Raw genomic sequence first — 13,933 nt, 5'->3', positions numbered from 1 at the left:
CTAAAGGAATTACAGGTGAAGTATTATTACAATTATGTGAATCTCGTTTAGATAATGTTGTTTACCGTTTAGGTATCTCAAATTCTCGTAGCGGGGCTCGTCAATTAGTATCTCACAAACACGTAACTGTAAATGGAGAGATTGTAAACATTCCTTCTTACCAATTAAAAGCAGGAGATGTTGTAGCAATTAGAGAGAAATCTAAATCTTTAGCAACAATCACTAATTCTTTACACGCACGTAGTGAATACGATTGGTTAGTTTGGAATGACGAACAAAAATCAGGTACTTTTACAAAAGCTCCAGAAAGAGTTCAAATTCCAGAAGATATTAAAGAGCAATTAATCGTCGAGTTATATTCTAAATAAACCTTAAAATCAGACTAATAAAATGACTATTTTAAATTTCATCAAACCTGACAAAGTAATCTTAGTAGAGTCTGACTCTAAATTCGGACAATTCGAGTTCCGTCCATTAGAGCCAGGATACGGGATTACAGTTGGAAATGCTCTACGTAGAGTGTTACTTTCTTCATTAGAAGGATATGCGATCACTTCAATCAAAATTGAAGGAGTTGAGCACGAATTTTCAACTATTCCAGGAGTAGTGGAAGATGTTACAGAGATCATTTTAAATCTGAAAAAGGTTCGTTTTAAGAAACAAATTGATGAATCAGATGCTGAAACTGTAACTGCTACTATCTCAGGGCAAGATCAATTAACAGCAGGTGATTTAGGGAAATTTATTTCTGGTTTCCAAGTTTTAAACCCTGAATTAGTAATCGCTAACCTAGATTCTAAAGTTAATGTTACAATTACATTTACAATAGATAAAGGTAGAGGATACGTACCAGCTGATGAGAATAAAAAGGCTTCTGCGCCAATAGGTACTATAGCAATTGACTCTATTTACACTCCAATAAAGAATGTAAAATATGCAATTGAAAACTATCGTGTAGAACAAAAAACTGATTACGAAAAATTAGTTTTTGAAATTACTACTGATGGTTCTATTACACCACAAGATGCTTTGACTGAAGCAGCTAAAATCTTAATACACCACTTTATGTTATTCTCAGATGAGAGAATTACATTAGAAGCAGAAGAAGTTGCATCTGGTGAAACTTACGATGAAGAAGCTTTACATATGCGCCAATTACTTAAAACTAAATTGGTTGATATGGATTTATCAGTAAGAGCATTAAATTGTTTAAAAGCAGCTGAAGTTGAAACATTAGGCGAATTAGTTTCTTTCGCTAAGTCTGACTTAATGAAGTTCAGAAATTTTGGTAAGAAATCTCTTACTGAATTAGAAGAATTGGTGGACAGCAAAGGTTTAAACTTTGGTATGGACATCGTAAAATATAAGTTAGACGTAGAATAATTTTATTAAAAATGAGACACGGAAAAAAATTTAATCATTTAGGTAGAACTGCTTCTCACAGAAGAGCTTTATTATCTAATTTAGCTATATCGTTGATTACTCACAAACGTATCAACACAACAGTAGCAAAGGCTAAGGCATTACAAAAGTATGTTGAGCCTTTATTGACAAAGTCTAAAACAGACGATACTCACAACCGTCGCGTTGTATTTTCTTACTTACAAAACAAAGAAGCTATCACTGAATTATTCAGAACTGTAGCTCCTAAAATTGCTAATCGTCCAGGTGGATACACACGTATCATCAAAACTGGTTTCCGTTTAGGAGATGGTGCTGAGATGGCAATGATAGAATTAGTTGATTTCAATGAAATCTACACTAATACTAAAGTTGAGAAAAAAGCAACTACACGTCGTAGTAGAAAAGGTACAAAAACTGAAGAAACAGCTACAGAAGCTGCTGCTCCAGAAAGTACTGAAGAAGCATAATCATTGTAATAGATTATATAGAAAAAGCCTCCAAATTGGAGGCTTTTTTATTTTTCAGTATTATTAATCAATTTTACCTCTTTTTGTTTAGCGTTTTTCTTTGGTTTTATTGGTAGTTTTATATGTTCAGCATATACTTTAGTAAATTTAGCACCTAAGAATAATATTGTAGATATATAATATATCCATAATAAAAGAATAACTAGAGAACCAGCTGAACCAAATACCTTTGAATATTTTGTATTTGCTATATAAATGCCAATTAAATATTTAGAAATAAAAAATAGTGTAGCTGTAAAAATAGATCCAACCAATGCAGGTTTAAATTTCACATTTGCATCAGGTAAAACTTTAAATAATATAAAGAATACCATGATAGATAAAAAAGCTGTTAATGTATTATTAATAAGTATTACTGTCGCTTGAGTAACAAACTCGTCTATCTTTAAGAATTCAAAAATTTCTTCACCAAAATTAACTAAAATACTGTTAAGAATAACTGTTGTCATAAGTAATAATCCTACTGATAATATAATAAGAAGAGATATACATCTATTTACAATAAATTTTAACCAAGCTTTATGTGGTGTCGCTTCTATTCTCCAAATTGTATTTAAGCTATCTTGCATATCAGCAAACATTGTTGTAGCACCAAAAATTAATACTCCAACTCCAATCCATAGTGCAACAGTACTATCACCTGAAACCATAGAATTTGTTACAAAGTCTTGTAAAGCTCTAGAAACCTCTTTTCCTAGAATTGAACTTAATTCACTGAAAACTTTTATTTCAACAGTATCTTTTGCAAGAAATAGACTAATACCTGAAATGATGATTAATATAAGAGGAGATAATGAAAATAAGGCATAATAAGTTAAAGATGCACTTAGTTTCATTACTCTATCATCACTAAATTCATTGATTGTTTGTTTTAAGATATTGTAAAAAATTTTTAAATATTTCATTAGGTTGATATATTTTATAAATATACAGAAACTAAAATTAATCCATTAATATATCAATAAACCTAATAATTCTTAATTATTTTAACTTTATTAATAAAATATTTGTACTTTTAATTAACTCTAATTTAGTTTGTTAGTGTTTTTGTTTAACATTCTATTAAAGTTTTATTAAAAAATATTTGTTATTTACCCTATAAAGTCTATAAATTTGCTGGAGTTTAAAAGATTGATATGATTAAAGATAAGTACTCATTAAAAAATATATTTTTATTAGGATCCTTATTTGGAGGAACTTTAGTTTTTGCTCAAACTAAAGTAACGGGAACTGTTGAAGATATTAATGGCCCTGTTGAAAATGCAATTGTAAATGTAAAAGGTACAAATATTAGTACAACTACAGATTCAGATGGAATATATGAATTAGTTGTTGATACAGGTAAATATTCAATTGTAGTTTCTAAACAAGGAGAGCTATCAAAAGAACAATCATTAAATGTAATTGATCAAAATGAAATTTCATTAAATTTTATTTTAGAGTCAATTACTGTGAATCAAGAAACAAACTTAAATGAGGTTGTTTTAGTAGGTTCACGTAGTAAAGGACGTACGCAGTTAGATTCTACAACACCAATAGATATAATTGATATAAAAGATGTAACAAAAGATGTTGGTCAGGTTTCTTTAAATCAAATTTTAAATTATGTGGCACCTTCATTTAGTTCTAATACTCAGGTTATATCTGATGGAACAGATCATATAGATCCTGCCTCTTTAAGAGGATTAGGACCAGATCAGGTTTTAGTTTTAATAAATGGAAAACGCCGCCATACTACTTCATTAATTAATATAAATGGAGCTTTTGGTAAAGGTTCTGTTGGAACAGATCTAAATGCAATTCCAACAGCAGCAATAAAAAGAATTGAGATATTAAGAGATGGAGCAGCAGCTCAATATGGATCTGATGCAATTGCTGGTGTTATAAATATAGTTTTAGAAGATTCTACAGATAAACTGCGCGCAAACATATCTTATGGAGGAAATTTATCTAGAAATGCAGAAAATAGTTTTGATGGGGAAACATTTCAAGCAAATGTTAACTATGGAGCTAAGGTTGGAACTAAAGGAGGATTTGTAAATTTTTCAGGTTCTTATGATAAAAGAGAACCTTTTAATCGTCAAAAAGAATTTACAGGAACAATTTTTACTGATTATAATCGTCCAGATTTATATCCAAATCCAACAGGTGTAGATATTACAGATGCAGAATTAGCAAGACGTGGAGAAAGTCGTTCTGATTATGTATCTCGTATTGGTCAATCTAAAAATGAAGGAGGAGCTTTATTTTTTAATTCACTTTTCCCAGTTTCAGATAAAGCTGAAGTATATGCTTTTGGTGGATTAAACTATCGCTTAGGTGAATCAGCGGCATTTCGTCGTCAACCTTCTCAATTAACACAAACTGTTCAAACTATTTTTCCAAATGGATATTTACCATTAATACAAACAAATAATTATGATCGTTCTTTAGCTGTAGGTATTCGTGGAGAAATTGATAATTGGAAAGTTGATTTTTCTAATACTTATGGAAATAATACAATAGATTTTAATGCTAAAAATACAGTAAATGCGTCTATGTTAGCATCATCACCAACATCTTTTGAAGCTGGAGGATATCGTTTTACTCAGAATACGACTAATTTAGATTTTTCAAGGTTTTTTGATGATATATTAGCTGGTATTAATGTAGCATTTGGTGCTGAATATCGTTTTGAACGTTATCAAATTGTTGCAGGTGAAGAAGCATCTTATACAAATTATGGTAAAGCTCGACAAATAGGTACTAATTCAGATGGAACCCCAATTTACATTGCAGATCCAAAAGGAGATGTTAATACATTATTTGCAGCAAACGGTTCTGCTATAGCTGGTGGAGCACAAGCTTTCCCAGGATTTTTACCTGAAAATGCAGTGAATGCAACACGTAATTCAGTAGCAGCTTATTTAGATACTGAATTCAATTTTACAAAAAATTGGTTGGTGGCTGCTGCAGGGAGATATGAAAATTATTCAGATTTTGGATCAACAATCAATGGTAAATTATCAACTCGTTATAAAATAGGGAATTATGTTTTAAGAGCTGCTGCTAGTACAGGATTTAGAGCTCCCTCTTTACATCAAATGTATTTTAGTGCTACATCAAGTGTATTTCAAGATGGTGTAATTTCAAATTCAGGAACATTTACTAATGATAGTCGTGAAGCACAATTATTAGGTATTCCAAAATTAAAGCAAGAAACTTCAAAAAGTGTATCTGCTGGTGCGACAGCAAATTGGGGTAAATTTAAATTAAGTATCGATGGATACTTTATTAGAATTGATGATAGAATTATTTACACTGGTGCATTTACAGGAAGTAATTCTGCAACAGCTTCTGATCAGGATAAAGAAATTTATCAATTATTAGAACAAGCAAATGCTACATCAGCTCGTTTCTTTGCGAATGCAATAAATACTGAAACAAAAGGTTTAGATATAGTTTTGACTTATCAAGATAGATTAGGTAGAGGTAAATTAAGAGGTGACTTATCAGCAACTTTTAGTAAAACAAATGTAGTAGGTGGTGTACACGCATCAGAACTATTAAAAGGAAAAGAATCTACTTATTTTGATCGTTCAAGTAAAATTTATTTAGAATCAGCAGTTCCTCGTACTAAAATTAATTTATCATTAAATTATACACTTGATAAATGGAATGTTTATTTAAGAAATGTATACTTTGGACCAGTTGATGGGGCAACGAATGTTGTTGAAGATTCACAAGTATTTACTGGAAAAGTTGTAACTGATTTAAGTTTTGGTTATGCTTTCAATAAAAATATATCATTAACTGTAGGAGCAAATAACTTATTGGATGTTTATCCAGACAAAACACATTTGGGGAGTTTACGTGGAGCAGGAGGTTATTTTGTATACTCAAGAACTGGGCAACAGTTTGGAACTGGAGGTAGATTTGCTTTTGCTCGTTTAGCGATAAACTTATAAATTTAATTCTAATATTTTTTAAATTTTACCAAATCTCTGTCACTTTTGGCAGAGGTTTGGTATTTTTGTTATAAATCAAAAAGAAATATGAAAAAGTTATCATTTATTATACTTTCTTTTCTAACCGCTGTTCAATTAATAGCACAAGAAAATTATAAAAATGGAGTAGTTGTTTCAGCTCATCCAGAAGCATCAAAAGTTGGTGTGGACATTTTGAAAAAAGGAGGAAATGCAATTGATGCTTCAATTGCAGTGCAGTTTGCTTTAGCAGTCGTTTATCCAAATGCAGGAAACATTGGTGGTGGTGGATTTTTAGTTTACCGTGATGCAAAAGGAAATACAGATGCATTAGATTATAGAGAAAAAGCTCCACTGAAAGCAAAAGAAGATATGTATTGGGATAAAAATGGAAATGCCATTACAGATCTTAGTTTATATGGTCAATTTGCAGCTGGAGTTCCAGGTACAGTAGATGGAATGGTTAAAGCTCATGAAAAATATGGTAAATTAAGTTGGAGAGAATTAGTACAACCAGCAATTGATTTAGCTACTAATGGATTTAAATTAACAGAAAGACAAGCAAATGAATTTACGACTAAGCATGAAAAATTTTTGAAATACAATCCTAAAGTAAATGCATTTACAGAAAAAGTAACTTGGAAAACAGGTGATATTTTTATTCAAAAAGATTTAGCTAAGACGTTGAAGCTGATACAGCAAAAAGGAAGAGCTGGTTTTTATGAAGGAAAAACAGCTAATCTTATTGTAAAAGAAATGAAGCGAGGAAATGGAATTATCTCTAAAGAGGATCTTAAACAATATCATTCAGTTTGGAGAACACCTGTTTCTGGAAACTATAACGGATTAAAGGTTATCTCAATGCCACCTCCATCAAGTGGAGGAATAGCGTTAGTTTCATTATTTGAATCTATAGAAGATTATCCTTTAAAAAAATGGGGATTTCAGTCAGATTCTACAATTCAAGTAATGGTAGAAGCAGAACGTAGAGTTTATGCTGATAGAGCAGAGCATTTAGGAGATCCAGATTTTTATAATGTTCCTCAAAAACAATTATTGGATAAATCTTATAATGTAGATCGAATGAAAACTTTTTCCTTTGATAAAGCAACTCCAAGTTCTGAAGTAAAAGCAGGTGAATTGAAAGGAAAAGAATCTATGGAAACGACACATTATGTTGTAGTAGATAAAGATGGAAATGCAGTATCTGTAACTACAACACTTAATAATTCTTATGGATCATTAGTTGTTGTTGATGGGGCTGGATTTATTTTGAATGATGAAATGGATGATTTTTCAGTAAAACCTGGTACACCAAATTTATATGGTTTAGTTGGAGGAAAAGCTAATGCAATAGAACCATCAAAAAGAATGTTGAGTTCAATGTCTCCTTCTATATTAGAAAAAGATGGAAAATTATATATGGTTGTAGGAACACCTGGTGGATCAACGATTATTACTTCTGTTTTTCAAGCAATCTTAAATGTTGTTGATTTCGGAATGACAATGCAAGAAGCTGTTGCAGCTCCTCGTTTTCATCATCAATGGTTACCAGATCAAATAGATTATGAACCTAAGGCAATATCTGAAAGTGTTCGGAAACAATTGAGAGAAAAAGGATATATTTTAAAAGAAAGGAATCCTTATGGACGAGTTGAAGGAATATTAGTTAATCCAAATGGAACTTATCAAGCAGGAGCAGATCCAAGAGGAGATGATAAAGCAATAGGTTATTAACAATTGTTATAAATATAAAAAGCGATCATAATGATCGCTTTTTATATTTATAGGTTTTACTTTTAGAATTCTTCATCTATCAATTCTTTATTTACCATTGCACCAGTCAAATTTCCACTAGCTACAGCATTTGCTACAGAACGCATAGATTTTATATTGTCTCCACAAGCCCAAATACCTTTTACAGTTGTTTGTTGTAAATCATTGGTTTTAATATAACCTTGTTCATCTAATTCACAACCTAATAGATTAGGAATATTAGAATTTTGAGAGAATGAAACAGGAGCATACATCACTTCAAAACTCATGCTTGTGTTATCTTTGTAAATAATATTTTTAATTGAGCCGTTCTCATGTATTATTTCAGTAATCTCTTTTTCAATAATAGGAATATTATGTTTAATTAATTTTGAAAGTTGTTCGTCTGTAAATTTTTTTTCCCCATTTGTTAGTATAGTTAAATCTTTTGTTAGATTATTTACTAGCGAAGCAATATGCATTGCTTTTTCTCCATTAGCTAGTATAGCTGTTTTTTTATAAGCTACTTCATAACCATGACAATATGGACAATGAATAACAGAAATACCCCAACAATCAGAAAAATTTTTTATAGAAGGAAAATGATCTTTTATACCTGTAGCAAAAATTATTTTTCTTCCTTCAAATATTTCATTTTTATCCGTTGTAATAAGAAAATTATTTTCAACTTTAACTCCTTTTACAGCTACAGCATCTAAGAGTATAATAGTATCATATTTCAGTACTTGTTCTCTAGCTTTTTTAGCAATATTATTTGGTGTTTCGCCATCTTGTGTAATAAAATTATGTGAATGAGGTGTTTGTTTATTACATGGTAAACCACTATCAATAATTAAAACTTTTCTTAGAGATCTCCCTAATGACATTGCAGCTGAAAGACCTGCATAACTTCCTCCTATTATGATAACATCGAATTTTTGATTTTGTAACATTCTTTTTTTTACAAATCTAAATACAAAACATAAACGAAACTATGTTGCATTAATTATTTTTGATATGTTTTCATTATATACGAATGTGTAAAATCTATAATCTTTAGTTATTATACAAGTTGTTTAAACTTTTTTAAAATTATATTTATCTTTTTGGCGATCGCTTCGCGTCGTGCTTTCTCACTATATCTTTTTAGATTGGATACATTTATCGACTTGGTCATTGCGTTTCAACTTCACTCAATGACTAGGTCGAAATGTAATGACCAATCAAAAAAGGATGCCGCTTCAATCACTATTGCAGATACGTATCCAAAATAAAAGAATTACATAATTAAGGAACCATAAAAAATAGTAGAAATAATTCAGAAAACAATACGCTTAAATAACCTCATTATAATATTTTCTATATTCAATTGTATGTAAAATTGTTGTATTATTTTTTGGTTTGGTATAATATGCAAATTTCTCGAAGCCTAATTTTTCAGGAATTTTTCGACTTCTAATATTTTGTTCATCAACAGGATAAATAATATGATTGATAGAAAAATTTTGTTCTATAAAATCAACCAAATTAGTCACTATCTCGGTTCCTAAACCATTACTCTGAGATTCTTTTTTTATCCATAAACCAATTTCTACAGATTTTGAATTTATATTATGTATACCACAACAACCTATAAAATTTCTTGTTATAGAATCAAGTACTACAAAAACAATTTCTTTTTGCATGTTGAGGTTTTCTATAGAATTTGAAACAAAATTTATTGTATCTTCTCTATTTCCTGTAGGATCATATGGCATGTAGGTTGTAATTTCTTTGGTGAAATTTTTATTAATTTCATCGATGTATTTTTCACTAATAGGTTGCAGAATTAATCGTTTTGTTATGATTCTTATATCAGAGTTTAGTTTCATGTTTAATTTGAATTAGTTGAAATTAATCTAAGAATTTAGTTTTGCAATAATCTATCTTATACCCATTTTTTGTAGAAACTAAAGTAACTTCATTTGTTGTTTTTATATCTCCATCATAATCTATAAAAACAGTATATTTTAAAGGAGATATTTTTGTTATTTCTACTTTTTTAATATTTTCTATATCATCTTGTCCTCTTCCAAATAACCACATTTCTTCTGTATATAATGGGTATATTTTAGACCATTTTTTCTTGTATTTAATTTCAGCATCAGTAAATTCTTGATCTGTAAGATTTGTAGGACCATAAATTTCATTAGAATCAATTAAAAAATCCATGAATCTTTTGGTACAAATTTTTTCTTCTTTATCAATAGAGTAACATAAGCTGTTAGAATTTTTGCATTTAAAAATATCTTCTAACCATTTTTCTGCATCATCTTTATTTATTTCGATAATATTATTTTGGTTTGTATTTATTTTATTCTGAAAAGAGAATGAAATAAGAAATAAAAAAATAAAGTTAGTGATGATGTATTTTGTTGTTTTCATAATATGTATTTAAACTTTAATATAATTATATATTGATTTTATCAATATATTCTTCATTGTATAATTTATTTGGTTTTAAGTAAACAATATTGTTTTTAAAATCTAAAAAAGTATTGAATCTTTTTAAAACTTCGTTACCAAGTATATGTATATTAATTCCTTTCATTGGTTTATTAATAGTTAATTGTTGAATAGGAACATTTTTTAAATTATAATTCCCAACTTTAAGACAGTCTAGATTAGATGTAATTACTGGAATTTTATTTCCTTGTCCGCCTCTCATAATTACTTTTTTTATTTCTTTCATTTTATCAAAAGGAAAATTATTTTCTTTCATCAAGTCATTATCAAGCATAGCTGTTCTTTGATAGCCAGTATCAAATAGAAATGAGTATTTAGCTTCAATTCCATTTTGTATAAGTTTGCTTTCTACTGAAAAAACATTATCAAAATAATTAATTACAAGTTTTGTATAAGTACTATCATTTAGCACATATTCAGGAACTTTTGAACTAATAACCATTATGTTTTTATCATAATTTAATTCAACTACATTGTTATCAAAAAAATCCCAACCAAATCTTCCGTCAGTATCATGTCCAGATAGTTCGGCATCATATATTTTTGTTTTATAAACTTGCTTTCCAATTTTTAGAGGATAAAATGTATTAAAAAGTTGTATGGTTGATTTTAATTTATTTTTTATTGTCTCATGAGTTAAAACTAATTCACTTGTACCTGTATCAAAATTCAAATTTAATGTATCTTTTTCGTTGAAAACAGTTTTTATATATATTGTATTTTGTTTATTTATAACCATTTTAATTGTGTCATTTAAAATGGATTGAGCAAATGAATTAATTGCTAAAAAGACAAAAAAAACAATTAGAAGAGTTTGTTTTATCATACTTGTGTTTTTATTTTGGAACGCATTTATAAAATAATATTAAATTTATAAAAAAAGATAAACAAATTTTATTTTTTAATTTTATTTAAAGGAAGATAACATTCATTTACAGGATCTAATAATAAAAGTTTCTCTTTGCAAGGTGTTTCTTTTTTTAATACAGTGATTGTAATTGTCTATTACTTTTGATTTGCTTTCTAAAGTAAGTAACATATTTGTTAACTAGGAATATAATTGCGTTAGTGATAGTAATGAAAATCCTTTTATAAAAACTGATTTTTTTAGTTTTTATAAAAGATTGTAATGGATAGCACGACCGGAGGGAACGGCCTAAATAAGATATATAAGTTGATTTTTGAAATAAAAAAAATCCGAAGAAATTTATTTTTCTTCGGATTGAAATATTTAGAAAGTGTGGTAATACAATTTTACCAACCTTTTACAGCACCACCTTTAAAGATTTCTTCTGCTTTTTTAGCAACTTCGTCTGATTGGTAAGCTTCTGTAAATTGTTTTACTTTTTCATCATTTTTATTATCTTCTCTTGATACTACAAGGTTAACATAAGGAGAATCTTTATCTTCAGAGAAAATACCTTCTTTGTCTTTGTCTAAACCAGATTGTACAGCAAAGTTATTATTAATAATTGCTAATGTAACCTTTGCATCATCTAATACACGAGGTAATTGTGCTCCATCAATCTCTATAATGTCTAGCTTTTTAGGATTTTCTACAATGTCTGTTATTTTCGGTAATAGCCCAACATTTGGTTTTAATTTTATTAAACCTTGTTTTTCTAATAGTAATAAAGAACGTCCTCCGTTTGTAGGATCATTAGGAATAGCAATTGTACTACCGTCTTTTAATTCGTTAATTGATTTTATTTTTTTAGAATAAGCAACAATTGGGAAAACAAATGTTTTACCTATGATTGCTAGTTTGTATCCACGTTGTTTTATTTGTTCATCCATAAATGGTTTGTGTTGATAAACATTAACGTCAATATCTCCTTGGTTTAATGATTCGTTTGGCATAATGTATTCATTGAATGAAACCAATTCTACATCGAGATTATATTTCTCTTTAGCTACTTTTTTAGCTACTTCTGCTAATTCTTGCTCAGGTCCTGCCGTAATACCAACTTTTATAGTATTAGCAGCTTCTTCTCTTTTCTTTCCACCACACGAAAATAAAATAAAGGTAGAGACAAGAGCGAGAATAAATGTTACATTTAATTTTTTCATATTTTATTATTTATGGTTGAATTTTTTTGATAGATAATCGCCAACAAATTGTATGATGAATACAAGAATTATTAGTAGAACGAGTACAGTATTCATAACAACAGTATCGTAACCAACATAACCATATTGGTAACCAATTTGGCCTAAACCACCAGCACCAACAGCACCTCCCATAGCAGAATAACCTACTAAAGTAATAAGTGTTATAGTTGCTGTATTTATGATTGATGGTAATGCTTCTGGTAATAATATCTTCTGTACGATTTGCATTGGTTTAGCTCCCATAGATCTAGCAGCTTCTATTAAACCATAAGGAACTTCTAAAAGACTATTTTCTACTAACCTAGCAATAAATGGAGCTGCACCAACACTAAGAGGAACTAAAGCTGCCGAAACTCCAATAGATGTACCAACAATAGCTCGTGTAAATGGTATCATCCAAACAATAAGAATGATAAATGGTATTGATCGGAAAATATTTACAAAGAATGATACAACTTGGTGAATAAATTTATTTTCCAACAACTGATCTTTTCGTGTTAGAAAAAGTAAAATACCAACAGGTAAACCAATAAGGAATCCAAAAAATCCTGAAACAAATGTCATTACAATCGTTTCCCATGTACCTTTGATTAAAAGATTAATGATTGTTTCTGACATAGCCTATTTTTTGAATGTTAAACCTTTGTTCGTTGAAATAATTTTCTATTAAAGTCGTGTTTTTTTCTGTATTTACTTTAATAAAAAATGTACCATAATTTATAGAACCAGCATATTCTATTCTAGAATTAATGATTTCGATATCTGTATCATATAATTTTTTTGCATCTTCAATCACAGTATTATACTGAGGTTGATTAGTGAAAATTAATTTATAAATAGAATATTGGTGATTACTTTTTTCTTCTGTAATATTTTTTTGGAAGAAAGGAGGCAAGCTTAAATCTAAAGATTCCGAAATAAATTCTTTAGTTATTTCTTCTTTAGGATTTGTAAAAATTTCTTCAACTGTTCCATGTTCTACTAACATAGCATTATCAATAACCCCGACTTCATCACAAATACTATTTATAACCTCCATTTCATGAGTAATAAGAAGTATTGTAATGTTTAGTTTTTGATTAATTTCTTTCAGAAGTTTTAATATCGATTTCGTCGTTGCTGGATCCAGTGCGCTTGTAGCCTCATCACATAATAATAGTGCAGGTTTACTTGCTAATGCACGTGCAATTGCAACACGTTGCTTTTGTCCTCCAGATAAATTTGCAGGATATTCTTTCGCCTTTTCACTAATTCCTACCAAATGCAAAAGCTCATTAATACGATCTTTTATTTCTGATTTTGGCGTACCAATTAATTCTAAAGGTAAAGCAATGTTATCTTCAACAGTTCTAGAAGATAATAAATTGAAATGTTGAAAAATCATACCGATTTTTCGTCTTTCCATTGTTAATTTTGATTCGCTTAATTCAAGTAGATTAATATTATCTACCCAAACTTCACCTTGGTCCGGTTTTTCCAACAAATTTACACAACGAATAAGCGTACTTTTTCCTGCACCAGATTTACCAATGATTCCAAAAATTTTTCCTTGATCAATTTTTAAAGATACATTATTAAGGGCAGTAGTTTTCTTTTTCGAAGTTCGAAATGTTTTAGATATATTCTTTAATTCAATCATTTATAATAATAAAAACCTCTCATTAT

The 13,933-nt window shown here is 29.2% G+C and carries 13 protein-coding genes; 5 read left to right on the top strand and 8 right to left on the bottom strand.

Annotation, left to right across the window (positions count from 1 at the left end; genetic code table 11):
• From rpsD to rplQ, 3 genes are all read left to right on the top strand, one after another.
• Positions 1 to 368 (top strand): 30S ribosomal protein S4 (gene rpsD / locus RT575_RS14260; RefSeq protein ID WP_313581745.1); only part of this gene is annotated, 368 nt, incomplete at its 5' end.
• 22 nt (positions 369 to 390) lie between these two features.
• Positions 391 to 1,383, top strand: coding sequence for a DNA-directed RNA polymerase subunit alpha (locus RT575_RS14255; protein WP_135835259.1), 993 nt, complete (start codon positions 391 to 393; stop codon positions 1,381 to 1,383).
• Between the two features lie 11 nt (positions 1,384 to 1,394).
• The gene (gene rplQ / locus RT575_RS14250; protein WP_313386101.1) at positions 1,395 to 1,871 is read left to right on the top strand and encodes a 50S ribosomal protein L17; all 477 of its coding nucleotides are present in this window, start codon (positions 1,395 to 1,397) and stop codon (positions 1,869 to 1,871) included.
• Positions 1,872 to 1,918: 47 nt separating this feature from the next.
• Here rplQ and RT575_RS14245 read toward each other — a convergent pair whose 3' ends face one another.
• Complete coding sequence (locus tag RT575_RS14245; protein WP_313386100.1) at positions 1,919 to 2,836, bottom strand: YihY/virulence factor BrkB family protein; 918 nt, start codon at positions 2,834 to 2,836, stop codon at positions 1,919 to 1,921.
• A 231-nt stretch (positions 2,837 to 3,067) separates the two neighbouring features.
• Here RT575_RS14245 and RT575_RS14240 point away from each other — a divergent pair, with 231 nt between their 5' ends.
• Positions 3,068 to 5,878 carry a TonB-dependent receptor gene (locus RT575_RS14240; protein ID WP_313581742.1) on the top strand — a complete coding sequence of 937 codons (2,811 nt, stop codon included), beginning with the start codon at positions 3,068 to 3,070 and terminating at the stop codon, positions 5,876 to 5,878.
• A gap of 87 nt (positions 5,879 to 5,965) precedes the next feature.
• Complete coding sequence (ggt, locus tag RT575_RS14235) at positions 5,966 to 7,633, top strand: gamma-glutamyltransferase (protein ID WP_313581740.1); 1,668 nt, start codon at positions 5,966 to 5,968, stop codon at positions 7,631 to 7,633.
• Positions 7,634 to 7,695: 62 nt separating this feature from the next.
• On the opposite strand, the gene RT575_RS14230 is transcribed toward ggt, so the two are convergent.
• The 7 genes from RT575_RS14230 to RT575_RS14200 all read right to left on the bottom strand — a co-directional run bounded on the left by RT575_RS14230 (position 7,696) and on the right by RT575_RS14200 (position 13,907).
• Entirely contained in the window at positions 7,696 to 8,604 is a 909-nt protein-coding gene (locus tag RT575_RS14230; RefSeq protein WP_313581738.1) for an NAD(P)/FAD-dependent oxidoreductase, read from the bottom strand.
• Positions 8,605 to 8,985: 381 nt separating this feature from the next.
• Complete coding sequence (locus tag RT575_RS14225) at positions 8,986 to 9,522, bottom strand: GNAT family N-acetyltransferase (protein ID WP_313581737.1); 537 nt, start codon at positions 9,520 to 9,522, stop codon at positions 8,986 to 8,988.
• A gap of 22 nt (positions 9,523 to 9,544) precedes the next feature.
• Positions 9,545 to 10,075, bottom strand: coding sequence for a hypothetical protein (locus RT575_RS14220; protein ID WP_313581735.1), 531 nt, complete (start codon positions 10,073 to 10,075; stop codon positions 9,545 to 9,547).
• Between the two features lie 25 nt (positions 10,076 to 10,100).
• Entirely contained in the window at positions 10,101 to 10,982 is an 882-nt protein-coding gene (locus RT575_RS14215) for an aspartyl protease family protein (RefSeq protein WP_313581733.1), read from the bottom strand.
• 428 nt (positions 10,983 to 11,410) lie between these two features.
• Complete coding sequence (metQ, locus tag RT575_RS14210) at positions 11,411 to 12,226, bottom strand: methionine ABC transporter substrate-binding lipoprotein MetQ (protein WP_313581732.1); 816 nt, start codon at positions 12,224 to 12,226, stop codon at positions 11,411 to 11,413.
• A 6-nt stretch (positions 12,227 to 12,232) separates the two neighbouring features.
• Entirely contained in the window at positions 12,233 to 12,886 is a 654-nt protein-coding gene (metI, locus tag RT575_RS14205; protein WP_313581730.1) for a methionine ABC transporter permease MetI, read from the bottom strand.
• Positions 12,867 to 13,907 (bottom strand): methionine ABC transporter ATP-binding protein, encoded by a 1,041-nt coding sequence (locus RT575_RS14200; protein WP_313581728.1) that lies wholly within the window; start codon positions 13,905 to 13,907, stop codon positions 12,867 to 12,869. Before RT575_RS14200 ends, metI begins: the two co-directional genes overlap by 20 nt.
• Positions 13,908 to 13,933 lie beyond the last annotated feature (26 nt).

Origin of the sequence: Chishuiella sp., from assembly GCF_032109125.1 — a bacterium.
In the GTDB taxonomy this organism is placed as follows: Bacteria; Bacteroidota; Bacteroidia; order Flavobacteriales; family Weeksellaceae; genus Empedobacter.
Note: the sequence above shows the minus strand (reverse complement) of the source record. Positions and strands in the feature narration are given on the sequence as shown.